This window comes from Roseibium sp. Sym1 (genome assembly GCF_027359675.1).
In the GTDB taxonomy this organism is placed as follows: domain Bacteria; phylum Pseudomonadota; class Alphaproteobacteria; order Rhizobiales; family Stappiaceae; genus Roseibium.
This window is the reverse complement of sequence record NZ_CP114786.1, coordinates 738,034-754,720: the sequence shown is the minus strand read 5'-3', so window position 1 is coordinate 754,720 and position 16,687 is coordinate 738,034. Positions and strand designations below refer to the sequence as shown.

At 60.0% G+C, this 16,687-nt stretch carries 18 protein-coding genes; 4 read left to right on the top strand and 14 right to left on the bottom strand.

Annotation, left to right across the window (positions count from 1 at the left end):
- Positions 1–3: 3 nt before the first annotated feature.
- The 5 genes from O6760_RS03465 to O6760_RS03445 all read right to left on the bottom strand — a co-directional run bounded on the left by O6760_RS03465 (position 4) and on the right by O6760_RS03445 (position 4,785).
- Positions 4–699, bottom strand: coding sequence for an ABC transporter ATP-binding protein (locus O6760_RS03465; RefSeq protein WP_269586212.1), 696 nt, complete (start codon positions 697–699; stop codon positions 4–6).
- Positions 699–1,442, bottom strand: a complete 744-nt coding sequence (locus O6760_RS03460) for an ABC transporter ATP-binding protein (RefSeq protein WP_269584089.1) — start codon at positions 1,440–1,442, stop codon at positions 699–701. The genes O6760_RS03465 and O6760_RS03460 overlap by 1 nt, the downstream gene beginning before the upstream one ends.
- Position 1,443: 1 nt before the next feature.
- Positions 1,444–2,475, bottom strand: coding sequence for a branched-chain amino acid ABC transporter permease (locus O6760_RS03455; protein WP_269584088.1), 1,032 nt, complete (start codon positions 2,473–2,475; stop codon positions 1,444–1,446).
- A 4-nt stretch (positions 2,476–2,479) separates the two neighbouring features.
- The gene (locus O6760_RS03450; protein ID WP_269584087.1) at positions 2,480–3,400 is read right to left on the bottom strand and encodes a branched-chain amino acid ABC transporter permease; all 921 of its coding nucleotides are present in this window, start codon (positions 3,398–3,400) and stop codon (positions 2,480–2,482) included.
- Positions 3,401–3,495: 95 nt separating this feature from the next.
- The gene (locus O6760_RS03445) at positions 3,496–4,785 is read right to left on the bottom strand and encodes an ABC transporter substrate-binding protein (protein WP_269584086.1); all 1,290 of its coding nucleotides are present in this window, start codon (positions 4,783–4,785) and stop codon (positions 3,496–3,498) included.
- Positions 4,786–4,965: 180 nt separating this feature from the next.
- On the opposite strand from O6760_RS03445, the gene O6760_RS03440 reads away from it, so the two are divergent.
- A complete protein-coding gene (locus O6760_RS03440; protein WP_269584085.1) occupies positions 4,966–5,778 on the top strand; it encodes a MurR/RpiR family transcriptional regulator in 813 nt (270 codons plus the stop codon).
- 131 nt (positions 5,779–5,909) lie between these two features.
- Positions 5,910–6,542, top strand: a complete 633-nt coding sequence (locus O6760_RS03435) for a tyrosine-type recombinase/integrase (RefSeq protein ID WP_269584084.1) — start codon at positions 5,910–5,912, stop codon at positions 6,540–6,542.
- Between the two features lie 238 nt (positions 6,543–6,780).
- Here O6760_RS03435 and O6760_RS03430 read toward each other — a convergent pair whose 3' ends face one another.
- The gene (locus O6760_RS03430) at positions 6,781–7,188 is read right to left on the bottom strand and encodes a hypothetical protein (RefSeq protein WP_269584083.1); all 408 of its coding nucleotides are present in this window, start codon (positions 7,186–7,188) and stop codon (positions 6,781–6,783) included.
- Positions 7,185–8,393, bottom strand: coding sequence for an acetyl-CoA C-acetyltransferase (locus tag O6760_RS03425; RefSeq protein ID WP_269584082.1), 1,209 nt, complete (start codon positions 8,391–8,393; stop codon positions 7,185–7,187). The genes O6760_RS03430 and O6760_RS03425 overlap by 4 nt, the downstream gene beginning before the upstream one ends.
- Positions 8,394–8,741: 348 nt before the next feature.
- On the opposite strand from O6760_RS03425, the gene O6760_RS03420 reads away from it, so the two are divergent.
- Complete coding sequence (locus O6760_RS03420; RefSeq protein ID WP_269584081.1) at positions 8,742–9,413, top strand: glutathione S-transferase family protein; 672 nt, start codon at positions 8,742–8,744, stop codon at positions 9,411–9,413.
- 104 nt (positions 9,414–9,517) lie between these two features.
- Positions 9,518–10,261 (top strand): GntR family transcriptional regulator, encoded by a 744-nt coding sequence (locus O6760_RS03415; protein ID WP_269586211.1) that lies wholly within the window; start codon positions 9,518–9,520, stop codon positions 10,259–10,261.
- Positions 10,262–10,287: 26 nt separating this feature from the next.
- Here the strand turns inward: O6760_RS03415 and O6760_RS03410 are convergent, their stop codons facing one another.
- From O6760_RS03410 to O6760_RS03380, 7 genes are all read right to left on the bottom strand, one after another.
- Positions 10,288–11,055 carry an enoyl-CoA hydratase/isomerase family protein gene (locus O6760_RS03410; RefSeq protein ID WP_269584080.1) on the bottom strand — a complete coding sequence of 256 codons (768 nt, stop codon included), beginning with the start codon at positions 11,053–11,055 and terminating at the stop codon, positions 10,288–10,290.
- A gap of 90 nt (positions 11,056–11,145) precedes the next feature.
- On the bottom strand, positions 11,146–12,336 hold the full coding sequence (locus O6760_RS03405) for a CaiB/BaiF CoA transferase family protein (protein ID WP_269584079.1): 1,191 nt from the start codon (positions 12,334–12,336) through the stop codon (positions 11,146–11,148).
- The gene (locus O6760_RS03400; RefSeq protein WP_269584078.1) at positions 12,336–13,157 is read right to left on the bottom strand and encodes an alpha/beta fold hydrolase; all 822 of its coding nucleotides are present in this window, start codon (positions 13,155–13,157) and stop codon (positions 12,336–12,338) included. The genes O6760_RS03405 and O6760_RS03400 overlap by 1 nt, the downstream gene beginning before the upstream one ends.
- Positions 13,150–13,767, bottom strand: coding sequence for a flavin reductase family protein (locus tag O6760_RS03395; protein ID WP_269584077.1), 618 nt, complete (start codon positions 13,765–13,767; stop codon positions 13,150–13,152). Before O6760_RS03395 ends, O6760_RS03400 begins: the two co-directional genes overlap by 8 nt.
- Entirely contained in the window at positions 13,757–14,428 is a 672-nt protein-coding gene (locus O6760_RS03390; protein ID WP_269584076.1) for a carboxymuconolactone decarboxylase family protein, read from the bottom strand. Before O6760_RS03390 ends, O6760_RS03395 begins: the two co-directional genes overlap by 11 nt.
- Positions 14,425–15,156, bottom strand: a complete 732-nt coding sequence (locus O6760_RS03385; protein WP_269584075.1) for an alpha/beta fold hydrolase — start codon at positions 15,154–15,156, stop codon at positions 14,425–14,427. Before O6760_RS03385 ends, O6760_RS03390 begins: the two co-directional genes overlap by 4 nt.
- Positions 15,146–16,684 (bottom strand): tripartite tricarboxylate transporter permease, encoded by a 1,539-nt coding sequence (locus O6760_RS03380; RefSeq protein ID WP_269584074.1) that lies wholly within the window; start codon positions 16,682–16,684, stop codon positions 15,146–15,148. Before O6760_RS03380 ends, O6760_RS03385 begins: the two co-directional genes overlap by 11 nt.
- Positions 16,685–16,687 lie beyond the last annotated feature (3 nt).

The following is a 16,687-nucleotide window of genomic DNA, read 5'->3' as shown; positions in this document are numbered from 1 at the left end:
GATTTACATCCCGATCAGCCGGCGTCGCAGCGGTGCGTCGTCCAGCAGTTCCTGGGCAGGTCCTTCGTGTATGATCTGGCCTCGCTCCATGACATAGGCCCGGTCGGAGACCTCCAGTGCGGCGAGAGCATTCTGCTCGACCAGCAGGCAGGAAATACCTTCATCCTTCAGCCGCACAATCGTCTTGAGCACGTCCTGTACAATCTTGGGGGCAAGGCCCTGGCTTGGCTCATCTAACAGCACGATGCCAGGTGATCCCATGAGTGCGCGGCTGATGGCAACCATCTGCAATTCTCCGCCCGACATGTTCTCGCATTCGCGGGGGAGCAGATGCTGGAGCGCGGAAAAGACCTCGCACATTTCCTCTTCGCTCCAGGAGCGAAACCGGGTCTTTCTTGCTCCCAGCGCCAGGTTCCGCTTGCCGGTCAGTGTCGGGAACACGCGCCGGTCGTCGGGCACCCAGCCGATGCCGAGCCGTGATATCTTGTGGGTCGGCAGAGCCGTGATGTCCCTGTCGTCGAATCGGATCTGTCCCCGTTTGGGCGGGGACAGGCCCAGGATCGAGCGAATGGTCGTCGTCTTTCCAGCGCCGTTTGGTCCCAGCAATGCGACAATTTCGGCCTTCCGGACTTCCAGAGAGGGGCCGAAGAGCGCCTGGGTTTCGCCGTAGAATGTCTCTATTGCCTTGACTTGCAGCATCACGCCACCTCTCCCAGGGCGGATCGCGCCACCCACTTGTTCGACTTGAGCGCGGCAGGCGTGTCTTCCGCGATGATCTGTCCCCAATGGATCACCGAGACCCGGTCCGCCAGTTCGAACAGGAAGTTCATGTCATGCTCGATCATCACGATCGTGTAGGTCTCTCGCAGTTTCCGGATAAGCCTGGCCAATTGCCGTATTGCCTCCGCACCCAGTCCGGAAGTGGGTTCATCCAGAAAAACGATGCGCGGTTCAGCAGCAAGTGCGACCGCAATCTCCAGGGCGCGTCGGTTGCCGTAGGAAAGCGCGTCCGCCTTCTGCCAGGCAAGATCCGCGAGCCCCACCTGATCAAGAACACCAAGCGCCTTTTCCACCAGGGCAGTCTCGCCGAACACACTTTTCGTCAGATTGAAGCTGCTGTTTCTGAAGTCGGGCAGGGCCAGCAGAACGTTTTCAATCACGACGGTTTCGTCGAAGAGGTTCATAATCTGAAAAGAACGGGAAATGCCCATGCGTGCGATCTGATGGGGCTTGCAGCCGGTGATATCCTTGCCGTCGAAAACGATCTGTCCGGCGTCCGGTGCATGGTAGCCTGTCAGAACATGAAAGCAGGTCGTTTTCCCGGCACCGTTCGGACCCATTATTCCGTGCACGGATCCCCTCTCGACGCTGAGGCTGATATCTTCAAGCACCACGCGTGCGCCGAAGCGTTTGTGTATGTGTTCTGCCTTGAACAGGGTCATCTCAGGCCCTTTCCGGATTGGTGGCGGGGGCAACGGTCTTGTCTGCGGTCTGCGCGAAGCGCTGGCGCACCACATGAATGAGGCCGGCAAGACCTTCCGGGCGCACCATCACCATGATCATGAACATGAGGCCGAACCAGAGAAGCCAGGTTTCCGTAAGGCCGCCGATCACATCCCTTGCGATGAAGTAGAGCAGTACGCCAAGCACCGGGCCCCAGAAGCTCACGAGGCCGCCGCCGACCAGGACCATCATCACGATCAGACCTGACTGGTGCAGGCTCATCACATCCGGGTAGGCACTCTCCTGTGCCATGGCGAACAATCCGCCCGCCAACCCGGCGAAAGCCGCGGAAAGCGTGAAGGTGAGCCATTTGATGAGCCAGACGTTGTATCCGACGAAACGGGCGCGCGTTTCATTCTGGCGGATGGCCTGCAGGACCCGCCCAAAGGGGGCGTTGACCATGCGCCACAGAGCAAGGATCGACAGAAGCAGGATAATGGCAACGAACCAGTAAAGTGTTGCGTTGTTTGAAATGTCGAACCGCAATGGTCCGATTGCCAGGTCGGGTCGCGGAATACCCAGCAATCCGTCCTCACCACCCGTGATGCTGTGAAGCTTTATCGCGGCAAACCAGAAAACCTGGCCAAATGCGATGGTCATCAGGGCGAAATAGATGCCGCGCCGGTGCGAGACGAAAGCCCCGACGATTGCACCAGCGAGTGTGGCGGCCAGAACTGCAACGGCAAGGCCGCCCCAAAGGCTCACAGCCACTTCCTGCTGGAATAGACCGAATGCGTAGGCACCGACACCCAGATAGGCGCCATGGCCGAATGAGTGAAGTCCGACATAGCCGAACAGGAGATTGAAGCCGAGGGCGAACAAGATCCAGATCGCGATCTCGATGCCGAGATACTGATAAAGGCCAATAGGCTCCAGCCAGAACGGCGCTGTGAGCAAAAGAAGCGCGAACAGTCCCATGGCCGGTGTCGCTGGAGAACCGCCGCGCGGAGAGATGTCTGAAAGGGAAATCACGAGATCAGTTCTCCAAAGCGCTCTTGCGTCCCAGAAGGCCGCGGGATCTGACACCGACAATGGCGATGAGAAGCAGGTACATGGACATCGTTGACCAGGCCGGCGCGTAGGCGCCCGTGATCCCGACCGAAAGTCCGACGAGAAGAGCGGCCAGCACGGCGCCCCAGAAGCTGCCGACGCCGCCAAGAACGATGATCAGGAAAGCGGGAATGACCACGTCGAGGCCGACATGCGGCCGCAGGCCCCAGATCGGCGTCAGGATGATGCCGGCCAAGCCCGCCAACGAAGCGCCGAAGCCGAATACCAGAAGCCGCAGTTTGGAGAGGTCATAGCCGAGGGCGCGGACCATCTCGCTGTCGTGGCTGCCTGCCTTGATGATCGCTCCATAGGGGGTGCGCTCAAGAAAGAACCAGACCGCGCCGATCGCGGCAATAGCAAAACCGGCCGCGAAAAACTTGTACTTGGAGAAAATCAGTCCGCCCATCAGGAAGGCGCCATTGATTGCTTGCGGCACCGTCAGATTCTGTTCACCGGTTCCCCAGACGAGCCGAATGACCTCTTCCACGACCAACGCCGCACCGAAGGTCAGCAGCAGGCCGTAAAGTGGGGCTTTTCCGTAGGTGGGACGAAGACATAGTTCGATGACCATGCCGGCACCAACTGCAAGGACAGGTCCGATGAAGAGCGCGCAGACGTACCGCATCCCCAGGGGCAGGCTCAGCCACCAGATTCCGACGTCCGTTGAGCCGAACCATTCGCCGCCGATCGTTGCCAGCCCGAAATAGGCTCCGAGTGCAAACAGCGAGCCGTGAGCCAGGTTGATCACTTCCATGACGCCAACAATCAATGTGAAGCCGAGCGCGATCAGCGCGAATAGGAGCCCGAGTGTCAGGCCGTTGATGAGGTGGGGAACAAGTTCCAACATTTGCTTTTCCAAAGTGCGGACCGGATGTCCGGCTGAGGTCTCCAGAAAAAGACCAGGCTGACCCGACAGAGCAGCCCGGTCCGATGGTTTCAGCGTCATGCGTCGAAGGACGGCGTGTCCTCGTAGCTTTCAAGCTTGCATGCTGCGAGGCTGTCTTCGTCGCGCACTTCATTGGGGTCCGACTGCGTCATGATCTTGAACATGTCGTTCTCGTCCTTGGGCTCATCGTTTGCCGTCGCGAGGTAGATCGTTTGCTGGACCTGGTGCGTGTTCGGATCGATCTGGGCGAAGTGGTGCTGCATCCGCTCTTCCGCCGACATCACATGGCCTTCAAGTTGCTTGATGATCGCGATGTTGTTGGTGGAGTCGGCGCGCTCGATTGCGTTGATCAGCTCCCGGGTGGCCATGTAACCGTTGTAGAAAACGTTGCCCGGTACGCGCATGGACGTGTCGGGGTAAACGGCTTGATAACGGTCGACGAATTCCTTCACGCCGGGCAGGTCAAGTCCATAGTACCAGGTGGTGCCGAAGACTCCGAACAGATTGTCCAGCGGCAGACCGTAGACATCCGGCCAATCCTGCTGGTTGTTGATCCAGGCAGGTTTCGACCCCATTCCGAGCTGGGCGACCTGTTGGCGTAGTGCAATCTGGTCGTCGCCGCCGATGGCGGCAGCAACAACGTCCGGATTGATTTGCTGAATCTTGAGCAGCGCCGCTGAAAAGTCGCGGGTGCCCTGCGGTATAAGGATTTCCTCGACGACCTGCCCGCCGTATTCGCCCACGAGGGCGCGGGTCGCACGCGCTGTATCGTGCCCCCAGACGTAGTCGTTCGTCAGCAGGAGAACCTTTTCGCCATAGGTGTACATGGAGTTCCGCACGGCGGCTTTGGCGAAATTTGTGCCATTACCGTCCCAGACGAACTTGACCCGATGGCAGTTTTGCCCGCTTTCGGTTGGTGACGAAGAATTCGTGTTGAAATAGATCACCCCGTTGCGCTGCGCGACCTGGCTGATTGCGTTGGCAACGCCTGAGCTGACAGCACCGATCAGGAAACCGCATTCCTCCCGGGCAATCAGACGCTCCGCGACACGGGATCCGGTGGCCGGGGTTGTCTCAGTGTCGATGTGCATCGTTTCGATCTTGCGGCCGAGAACACCACCGCGCTCGTTGGCTTCGGCTATAGCCATCATCATGCCCCGGCGATCGCTGGCGCCCGAGTTGGCATATTGTCCGCTGGCGTCAGACGTGATGCCGATCTTGATCGGCCTGTCCGTGGCTTGGGCCCACACCCGATTGTGTTTCCAGGGGCCGGCAAAAGCGGTGAGGCCGCCTGCAGCGGCTGCAGAGCCCAGCAGAGCGCGCCGCGATAATTTCGATTTGGACATTATTTCCTCCCTTCATTCGGTCCGGTCGGACCAATGACTGGCAGCTCCCGACCCCCTCCACGAGATCAATTGAACGCCATGTCAATTAGATTGAAAATTTTTTCTATTCTTGTCAATGAATTTTTATTCTCGTACTTTGAAAATAAATTCACTCATGAAAATTCAGATAATTAGGACAACATGACAGATCAGCCTCCCGAGACATTTGACGCGCTTCGGCAGCGGATTCGCGACCGGTTTTCAGAACTCAGTCCGCACCTGCAAAGAATTGCGCGGGCGTCTCTGGAGGAGCCGAACAGCTTTGCGTTGAATACGACGCCCGTGATTGCGTCGACGCTCGAGATCCAGCCGTCGACGCTGATACGCTTCGCAAAGGAATTTAATTTCAAGGGGTTTTCGGATCTTCAGAAAGTGTTCCGACAGCGGCTGATAGAAGGCAACGCTGCGGTGCGTGAACGGGTACTGGAAAAAGATGATGTTGCCGCACCTGCCGATACCCGCGCGGACCTGCATAGATGCATCACCGCTCATATTGAAAGCCTGAACGGTCTTGAGCAGAACTGTGACATCGAAACGCTGTACAGGGCCGTCCAGGTTCTGAGGGATGCCAACCATATTTATGTTGCCGGTTTACGCCGCTCCCGCCCAATTGCCGACTACCTGCACTATTGTCTGCTTCGCGGTGAACGGTCCTGCAGTCTGCTAGATTTCGCGGGCGGAATGGCAGGGCCGCAGATCGCGACCATCGGCAACAACGACATCCTGTTTGCAATCGCCTTTTCCCCTTATTCGCAGCATGTCGTTGATGCGGTCATGGACGCGCATGTTTCCGGACGGCGCATCGTTTCGATGACGGACAACGGGGAAAGCCCATTGGCAGCCTATGCCGAAGTGGCACTGTTGCTTGGAACGGATACGAGGAGCCGACTGCAGCCAATTTCCGCGGCAGTCGCGCTAATCCAGACATTGGCGGAGGGTGTTACGAAACCGTAAGGCGTATGGAAAACGCAAATTGAGTGGCAGCTTTCAACACTCTTACTCCAAAGAGTGCCAATCCGTTCGCGGCCCCTACTTTGATCTTAGGTGTTTTCCAATTGACCAACATTGGTCAAAGGAGAACTGAAATGGGTACTGCACAATTTGATCCGAATGCATTGGGGCGCCCAGCTTGGAATGCCGGTCGAAAGGTCGGCGTCAAGAAACCGTTGAAACAACGCCAGATCTGGGCAATCCGCTTCTTCCTCGATCGGGAGGGACGCATGCGAGATCGTGCGTTGTTTGATCTTGCAATCGACAGCAAGCTGCGCGGCTGCGACCTCGTGAAGATGAAGATTGGAACGCTCGTCACTGGAACCGCAATCCGATCCCGAGCAATGGTCATTCAGCAAAAGACCGGACGTCCGGTTCAATTCGAAATAACTCCAGATGTGAGAGCAAGTTTGCTCGCGTGGCTCGAACGACGAGGAGGATCAGTCGACGACTATGCCTTCCCCAGCAGAGTTGACCATTCCAATCATTTGAGCACTCGCCAGTATGCCCGCCTGCTGGACGAATGGGTGACCGCGATCGGACTGCGCCGTGAGGACTATGGCACCCACTCGCTTCGGCGCACCAAGGCCGCGATGATCTACAAAGCGACCGGCAACCTTCGCGCCATACAAATCCTTTTGGGGCATACGAAGATCGAAAACACGGTCAGGTATCTGGGCGTGGACATCGAAGACGCCCTGGAGCTAGCGGAACATACTGAGATTTGAAAACGTGCGGTCCCGCGCGCTGTGGGGCCGTGCACAACATGGCAATTTCCTATGTGCGGAATGCCGCTAGGCGGCGGATATGCGTCCCCATGTCGGACGTTCAACGATTTGAAAACAGATCCCGAAAGCCGACGCTCAATCAGCTCTTAACGAACTGGAAATTCGCTGCGTGGTGAAAACAGATGCGTGCACCTGTTTCAGTTACATTCAGCGCCGGGACGAGAAACACGGCCGAGTTTCAAACGGTGTCCATGATGACAAAATCCTTACCGGACCGACGATCAGGATGTAGAGACACATCTGTGACGATCAGCACCACTCCCGGATGAAGGCGTTTCTGCATTTCGACCAGGTAGGCATCGTCGGCACCGATGCGCTTGATGATGTCTTCTCCCCTGTTATGCGGATAGGCTGGGTCTTCATGATGGCTGATGCCCTGCCAAAACATGCCTCGCGTGCCTTCGTGGGCCTGGTTTAGAACGAGCACATGCTCGCCCAGGGATGCGGGCCCATTGATGATCAATTGCCCTTGCGCAAGTTCTTCTCCGTTTTCAATTAGCAGGATCTGACGGTCTGTGGACGAGGCGATCAACGTGGTGATCGGCTGCTTCAGACCGATCCGACACCGCAGCGCCATTCGCGTCACGCAATCCTTTCGAAGATCGCCGCGAGACCTTGCCCGCCTCCGATGCACATCGTTTCCAGCCCGTACCGGGCGCCGCGCCGGTCCAGTTCGCGCAGCATGGTTGCCAGGATCCGCACGCCGGTGGCTCCGACCGGGTGTCCAAGCGAAATGCCCGAGCCGTTGACGTTGAGACGTGCATCGTCGGTGGCAATCTTCCAGGACATCAGGCAGGCAATGACCTGCGCGGCAAATGCCTCGTTCAATTCGATCAGGTCGATGTCGGCGAGCGTCAGCGCTGCGTTGTCCAGCGCCTTTTCAACCGCGGGCACCGGTCCGATCCCCATGCGTTCTGGGCCGACCCCGGCAAGACCCCAGCTGACCAGGCGGGCGTAGGGTTTCAGGCCGAGCGCCTCCGCCTTTTCGCGGCTGGTGACGATGCAGGCAGCCGCGGCATCGTTCTGACCGCTGGCGTTGCCGGCGGTCACGGTAGCCTCGTCGTCCGTGCGGCCAAGGATCGGCCGAAGCGCGGACAATGAGGCAAGGCTCGCATCGGCACGCGGGTGTTCGTCCCTGTCGAATACCTGTTCACCGTTCCGGCCTTTTGTTGTCACGGGTACCAGTTCGTTTGCGAACCTGCCCTCTTTCTGCGCCGCAACGGCCCTGGCGTGTGAAGCGACCGCGTACCTGTCCTGTGCCTCACGCGAAATGGAATATTCGCGGCGCAGGTTTTCCGCCGTTTCAAGCATGCCTCCCGGAACCGGATAATTCCTGCCACCCGCGGTCACGCGGCCCCGTCCGATCCGGCAGACCAGGTTCGAATCCCGTCCACGCAGGCCCCAGCGGGCCCCCATCGTGTAATACTCGGCCTGGCTCATGGATTCCGCGCCGCCCGCGACGATCAGGTCGGCAGCACCGGTCTGGATGCACATCACGGCCGTTATGACGGCCTGAAGCCCCGAGCCGCAGCGGCGGTCAAGCTGGGTTCCGGGAACCGAAACATCAAGACCGGCATCGAGCGCTGCTACCCGTCCAATGGCAGGGGCCTCCGAGTTGGGATAGACCTGCCCGAAAATTACGTCATCGATGTCTTCGCTTTTGATGCCGGACCGTCTTACCAGTTCCTTCAGGACGGTGGACGCAAGGTCCGCCACCGGCACGTCCCGCAAGGAACCGCCATAGCCTCCAACAGGTGTTCGGATCGGTTCGCAGATCACTGCGTCACGCATGTTTTTCTCCCTGAAATCAATCCCGATAATCCGGATGGAGCGAACGCGAGCCGACCATCCACCCGGGTGGGACCGGTGATGAATTCGAAAATAACCTATACATATAGCTTTTTATATTTTATGCCTGTTGCAGGCAAGCCGGCAGCAGTTGCCTTGATCTTCGGAGCAAGGAGAAACGAGGCGGACCACTTTACCGGGCAGCCCCGATGGTGCGTAAAGGTATGGGCACAAGACGGGCCGTGTGGCAGACACTGTGAACACCTGTGAAACGGATCGTAGGGGCTGAATCATGCAACGGGTCACCACCCGGGGGACATTTGAAACAGCAGGGACGGAGGCGCTGTGGTCATGGTCGGAATGAAACTTCACTGGTCGGGGCGATCACCGTTCGTGCGCAAGGTCATGATCGTCCTTCATGAAACAGGGCTTCTGGAAACCGTGGAGTTGTCGAGTGCCACCGTCGCGCTGCACCTGCCGCCAAGTCAGGAACTTCTGGCCGATAACCCGTTGGGCAAGATCCCCGCGCTGGTTATCGAGAACGGGCAGGTTCTTTTCGACAGCAGGGTGATTTGTGAATATCTCGACAACCGGGCCGACGGCGGCATGTTCCCAAAATCCGGGCCGGCGCGGTATCAGCAACTGCGATGGCAGGCACTTGGGGATGGCCTGGCAGACATCCTGTTGATCTGGCGCACCGAGTTGCTGCGTGAAACAGGATCCTGGGAGGCTGTCACCGATGGCTGGCTGGCGAAGACCCGGGCGGCAATGTCGCAGCTCGAGCGGGACGCAGACGAGCTCGGCGAACACCCTTTCGGGATCGGGCAGATCTCGGTTGTCTGTGCGCTTGGCCAGATGGATGCACGATGGCCGGACTGCGACTGGCGCAACCACTTTCCGGCCCTCGCGGCGTTGGAAGTTGAATGGCGATCGAGGCCCTCGGTCAAGGCGACTGCAATCGTCCATGACGGGGAGACTGGAAGGGATAGCCTGACCGCGGGCCACCTGACGTTTGGCGGGTGAGGAGACCATTAAAAAGTAAAGATCTAGGTTATATGATTGAATACGGGCCGCTTGTTCGATAGTGTGCACCTCTTCCCACAAGACGAGGTGTTTCTTTGACGGACGTGAAGCTTGAAAACCCGACGGTCAGGGCGCTGCAGAAAAGCAATGTTTCACGCTATATCCAGCTTGCCAGCCTGTTTCGCCAGCGCATCGAAAGCGGCGAGTGGGACGTTGGGGACCAGATTCCGACGGTGAAGGAGCTGGCCGACCAGTGCGGTGTGGCCACGATGACCATTCGTCAATCGCTCGATATCCTGGAAAAGGACGGGCTGATCGAACGGTTTCGGGCCAAGGGAACCTTCGTTCGCGCGCGGCCCAAACAGGACCTGTGGTGTGAAGTGAAGACCGACTGGTCTGGAATGCTGATTGCCCGCCAGGACGCGAGCATCGAGATCCTGTCGGACCTACGCAACACCGATCTTCCGAAAAACGACTGTGAAATCGGCAATGCCGCGCCCGGCTATCGGCACCTGAGACGACGGCACAGCAGGAACGGGGTCGCTTTCCTGCTGGCGGACATCTACGTCGACGAGAGGATCTGTCCGGACATCCCCGAGGACTGCTATTCCAAGGTGACGGCCATGCGGCTTGTCTCGGAAATCGAAGGCCAGACGATAACCGATGCCAAGCAGATCGTCACAATCGGCGCTGCCGACCTTCACACCTCGAATGAACTGAACATTTCCATAGGCGATCCCGTGGCCAAGGTTCAACGTGTTGCCGTCAACCAGCACGGAGACATCATTCTGCTTGCGAACGGCATTTATCGCGGTGACATGATGCGCATCGAATTCAAGCTCAGGTAAGGCCGCCTTCTCCGACGTCCCGAAAGTCAGTCCTTGAACACCGGCGCACGTTTCTCGCGAAACGCCGCCATAGCCTCCGCGGTGTCTTCCGAAGTCGAAAGCATCTTGGTCTGGCCCTGTTCGAAGCGGTAACCCTCATAGACCGACAGGCCCTCGGTGACCTGAAAGGATTTCTTGGCCGCCCGTATCGCGGAAGGACTTGCCTTGGCGATGTCGGCTGCAATGCCGCGTGCGGTTTCCAATAGGTTGTTCTTCGGTGGACAGGCGGAGGCGACGTTCATTCTGAGAAGGTCGTTTCCGTAGAAGCGGCGGGCGGTGTAAATCAGCAACCGGGCATCGCTCTCGCCGAAATGCCTGCGGACATGGGCGACGCCGCCCGCAAGTCCAACCATGACCTCGGTCATCTGCAGGAACCCCTCTTCCGCAACGACGATGATATCGCAGCAAAGAGCCGTCACGCAGCCGGCCCCGATGGCTGCGCCGTTCACGGCGGCAATGACGGGCTTGGGACACTCCAGCAGGCAGTCGAAACTCGCGCGCACACGCCGGTTGTGCGCGGTGTACTGGCCGGGCTCCTGTGTCGGGCGCTCGGACAGGTCCGCTCCCGCGGAAAAGGCCTTGCCTTCACCGGTAATGATGATCGCGCGCACATCGCTGCGGTCACCTAGCTGGTCGATCACTTCGACGAGTTCCTCGCGGAAGCGGTTGTTCTGGGCGTTGACCGGTGGACGGGCGATTGTGACCGTCGCGACAAAATCGGCAATCTCCAGGTGCAGGGTTTCAAAACGGCTCATTCGGCACTCTCCGGATTTTTACAGCTGCTCCATGCCTGGCCTGCTGTCTGTGAAGGTCAAGTCTGGTGGCGCGCCGGCCCAACCTGTCCATTATCGGGCTTTCCCCAGGCCGAGGGCCGACAGGATTTCATCCGTATGCTGCCCCAGGAGCGGCGGCGCCGCGTCGAAGGAAAGAGGAGCATTTCGGAAATTCAGGGGGCTGACCACCTGTTTCAGTGTCCCGCTCAGCGGATGGGGGATGTCGCGCAACATTTGCCGGTGCCGGACCTGGGCCTCTTCGAAGACCCGGTCGATGGTGTTGATCGGGCCCGAAGGCACACCGGCTTCGGCGAGGGCCGAGGTCCAGTCGGCGACCGTGCCTTCGGACAGGGCGGAGATCACCACGTCTTCGAGGTCTTTCAGGTTTTCAACCCGTGCCGCATTGGTTGCGAACCTGGGATCATCGGCCAGCGCCGGGTGACCTATCACACCGGCGAATTTACGGAATTGCCCGTCATTGCCGACCGCCAGAACGATATGCCCGTCAGCAACCGGGTAAACGTTCTGCGGCTGGATGTTCGGATGCCGGTTGCCGCGGCGGGCGGGAGGCCGGCCCGAGACAAGATAGTTCGTCGCCTGATTGGCCAGCGTGGCAACCGAGACATCCAGCATGGCAAGATCGATGTGATCCCCCTTGCCGGTCACGTTCCGGTTCGCCAGAGCGGCCAGAACGCCAACGGCAGCATACATGCCCGTCATTATGTCAACGATGGGAACGCCCACTTTCTGTGGCCCTTCGCCGGGCTCGCCATCAGGGGCGCCCGTCACACTCATCAGTCCGCCCAGGCCCTGGATCATGAAGTCGTAGGCCGCGTCTTTCGCACGGGGACCCGACAGTCCGAAACCGGTTACCGAGCAATAGATGAGTTGCGGGTTGATCACTTTCAGCTCGTCATAACCCAGCCCCATCCGGTCCAGTGTTCCTGCCTTGAAGTTCTCGAGCAGAATGTCCGATGTTCGGGCGAGCTGCCGAACGGCTTCGCGGCCCTCCTCGCTCTTCAGGTCGAGTTCCACCGAGCGCTTGCCGCGGTTGACGGAGAGATAATAGCCGGCCTCGCCGGTCGGGTTGCCGTTGCTGTCCGCCAGAAAAGGCGGGCCCCAGCGTCTGGTGTCATCGCCTTCTCCCAGTCGTTCGACCTTGATGACATCCGCACCGAGGTCGGCGAGGATCTGGCCACACCATGGACCTGCCATGATCCGGCTGAGATCAAGAACTCGAACGTGTGAAAGCGGTCCGGGCATCAACTGGTCTCCTTGAACGCGGCAGGCATGTTGGAATGAAGAAAGCTGAGAAGACGGTGGTTGAAGGCTTCCGGACACTGGAATCCCGGCAAATGCCCGGCATCGGGGATATTTGCGAATTCCGCGTTGGCGAGCCCGCCGAATTGCGTGCGCATTGCGTCCGGCATGGCACCGTCCAATTCGCCCGCCATGCCGAGAAAGGGACAAGTCAGCAGCTGCAGTGCGGCCGAGTGATCGTAGCGTTGAAGCGCGTGGGTGGCGGCGGCGAAACCTTTGACCGGGGTTGCGGCTATCATGTCGGCGAGATGCCGGGCACGTTCGCTGTCCGTGTCACCGGGCAGCCAACGCGGAACGGTTCCTGCGGCAATCGTCGCCATGCCGTCTCTCTCTGCCGTGCTGCGCCGTTCGCTCCAGAAGACTTCGCGTCCGGGTGCACTTTTGGCCACGCCGTCGACCGCGACGAATGCGGTGAAGCGGCCGGGGGCAACGGACAGGGCGGCAAGCCCGGTGGGGACACCCATCGAAAGGCCGACAAAGCAGCATGTCGAGACACCGCACGCATCCATGACAGTCAGCAGATCCGCGGCGTAGTCCGGGAAAGACAGGGCGTCCGCGGCCAGCGAGGAGGCTCCGTGCCCTTGCTGGTCATATCTCAGGATGTTGCAGTTGCCGTGCAGGGCTGCGATCTGGGCGTCCCAGATGGACATGTCCGTGAGGACCGAGTTGGAAAACACCAGCCAGGGTCTTGAAGGCTCCGCGCGGTCCAGGCGAAACGAGAGCCTTGCGCCTGCTGCCGTTTCAATGAACGCCGTTTCACTCATCACGCACCCGGCTTGTCGGTCGTGCCATCGTGAACGGGTCACGCAGTTGCGCGAAATCCAAGTAGCCAAGCCGTGCGATCGGCGCGAGCCCGGACAGCGACACCCGGCCGTCCCTGATCACGCTGTCGTCGATATGTATTCCAACGACTTCGCCGTAAGCGATCTCGGTCGTGCAGTCCCTGCCGCTTGAAGGGGACAGCTGGTGGACATGGTTCAACAGGCATTCAATAACGACCGGCGAGTCGGCAACATGCGGGCAATCGATATTCTGGCAGGGCGCCATGTCCAGGCCGGCATAGGCAAACTCGTCCATGTCGGGATCAAGCTCGGCCGAGGTCTCGTTCATCTCACCGGAGAGGGAGGCCACCGCCATGTTCACGGCGAACACGCCGGTTTCCTGCGCGTTGGTCAAGGTGTCCTTCCGCTTGCCGGACGCGAACATTACAAAGGGAGGACGGGCCGACACCGCGTTGAAGAAACTGTAGGGCGCGAGGTTGGGAACACCTGCCGCCGAGACGGTTGAAATCCAGCCGATCGGGCGCGGCACAACAAGGGCCAGCCACGGATCATGGGCAAGTCCGTGGGACTGGCTTCGGGGATCATAGAACACGGTCTGACCCTCGAGGTGGAAATTCATGCAGCTCGGTCGCAGGTCTTGTCCCTTCGCGGAACAGTTCCGGGCTGCGGCCCGGCGGCAGAGGAATGCGATGCGCATTCAATGTCATTGCGACCAGGACGTAGTAGCCGCAGATCGCGGTCAGCTCGACGACACCTTTCGGCCCCCAGCGGTCGACAATCGGCGCGTAGCATTTGTCGGAAACCTGTCCCGTGGATTGAAGCTCGCAGGTATACCGGTACACCTCCTCCTGTGCGGGATCGTCGAACGCCGGCATTTGGCCGTCCCGGATGGCGCCGACAACGGCCTCGCTCAGCCCGCTCTTGCGCGCGATGTCGGCATGGATGGTCCATTCCAGTTCGCTGTTCCAGCGGCGGGCGGTCACGAGGATGGCGAGCTCGCTGAGCGCTGGCGGGAAGACTGTTTCATAGCGCAGCACGGCGCCAAGCCGTTGCCAGCGGTCGGCGAGATCGGCGTTATGGATGGCGGCGCGAATGGGGCCGACAACTTCTCCCCTCGGACCATTCCTGACCGCCTCCATCACCGCACGTTGCGCGTCCGACCATGTGTCCGGCCCCGGAAGCGGAATGCGTGCGCTGCTCTTCTCGCCGTTGCCGGCTTCCTGTGCAGACAGAACCGAGACCTGCTCTTTCATCCTTGACCTTCTTTCATTCCTGCTTGCGTTCCCAGTCCGGCCAGGTCGGCCATCCATCGGCAGACGGCGTGCGTGACGTCTTCAAGTCTTTCCTCCGGCAATGCATGCTTGGCGCCGTCGATCACCTCGACGCGCACACGACTGCCCAGGACGTCCCGAAGGTCGCCATGAGACGCTGGCGGACGAAACGGATCGTTGGCGCCAATCAGGTCCAGAACCGGCGCGCCGGCGGCCTTCAGCAGGTCCGGATTTGCAATATTTCTTCGGGCCGCCCGCTGGTAGGCCATCAATTCTCCGGACCATCCGGTCAGCCAGGTGTCGGGGACCGGACCATCGAAAAAACCGGTTGCCAGGGCATCGCGGCGATCGGAAAGATCGCGGGAAGGATCTGCCGCCCTGTCTATGAGAGTGCCCAGCTCAGCCGGATAGGATCTTGCACCGATCCCGATCACCACGACCCCGGCGGTTCGCCGTCCGAGCAGCCCCCCCGCCGCCAGGGCGACGTGACCACCATAGGCATGCCCGACGAACACGACCCGTTCCGCGCTTCCTGCCGCCGAGACAGCGTCTTCGGCGATATCCTCGAATGTCGCACCCACCGGCGCGCGGGTAACCGGTTCGGGACATATCGCCCGGCTACCCAGCGCATCGGCAAGTGGCTGCATGTCGCTGCCGGGCCGGCCGACCGACGGCAGGCAGACGAAGGTGGTTTCGTGGTCAGGTGTCACTGGAAACCTCTTCGGTCTTTCCCGGAGTGACCGGTTTTGAGCGCCGTTTCGGCCCCAGATAGATCATGGAAGCGAGGGCACAGGCCAGAAGCGCGAGGGCAATCGGATGGTTCAGGATCTGGGACCAGTCATCCTGGATCAGCAGGCGCGACTGCAGGATCGCCCGCTCCAGTTCCGGTGTCAGGATGAACGCGACGATAAAGGCGACGATGGAGTAGCCGAACACCACCATGAGCCATCCCAAAACGGCGGTGATGATCATCAGCCAGATGCCGAAATAGCCGCCCGCCGAAACATAGGAGCCGGCGAGACACAGGAGCATAGAGGCCGGGAAGACGACAGAGGCAGGAGCCGACACGATCAATGCCCAGAACCGCATGCCGAACTGTCCGACCGCGAGATTGGCGAAATTGGCGATGAGCATCGCGCCGAACATCCCGTAGATCAGTTCACCCTGTTCCTGGAAGAGAAGTGGCCCCGGCTGTATGCCGTGGATCATGAAGCCCGAGACCAGCAGGGCGGCGGCAATGTTTCCCGGAATGCCGAGAGTCAGCAGCGGGATAAGGTTCGCGCCGACCACGGCGCTGTTGGCCGTTTCCGTCGCGGCGATGCCGCGCGGATCGCCGGTGCCGAAGGCTTCGGGGTCCTTGGCGGCCTGCTTGTTCGCCGAATAGCTCAGGAAACCGGCCGTGGTGGAGCCGAGACCCGGGATCGCTCCGATGACCGTCCCGATGACGAATGCGCGAACCACGACGAATTTGTTGGCCAGCAGTTCGGACCAGGTGACACTCCGGTCCGCCTTCGATCCCTGGTTCACGCTGATCGGCGACTGGCCGCTTTGGGACCGGTTCGAGCGGGCGATCGAGCCGAGGATCTCGCTCATGGCCAGAAGACCGATCGAGAGGGCCGTCAGGTGCAGTCCGTCGTAGAGTTCCAGCATTCCGAAGGTGAAACGCGGCGTGGCGCTGCCGGGGTCGAGCCCGATCGACGCTGCCAAAAAGCCCATCGCCGCCGCCGTCAGTCCCTTGATCATCGATGCGCCGACAAGGCCGGTGATGACGGTGAAGGCGAGGATCATCAGGGCCGTGATCTCCACCGGCCCCATCTTCAATGCCACCAGTGCCAGCGGCGCGGCGATCAGGATAAGCACGATGTCCGAGCCGAGGTCGCCCGCGAAAGAATAGGACAGACCGTATTTCATCGCCTTGAGCGGCTTGCCCTTCTTGGCCATCGGATGACCGTCGAGCGCGGTCGCGGCCGATTCCGGCGTGCCGGGCACATTGAGCAGGATCGAAGGCACCGCGCCGCCGATTGTGCCGCCCTTGTTGACCGAGATCAGAAACGCGATTGCCGAAAGCGTATCCATTGCGAAGGTCAACGGGACCGCAATCGCCATGGCCATGATGATCGAGAGCCCGGGCGTTGCGCCCACGAGCTGGCCTATGGCCACTCCGGCCACAATGTAGAACAGGTTTGTCAGTGTGAAGGCCGAGATCAGCCCATCAAGAATTATCGAAAGGTCGAGCATCAA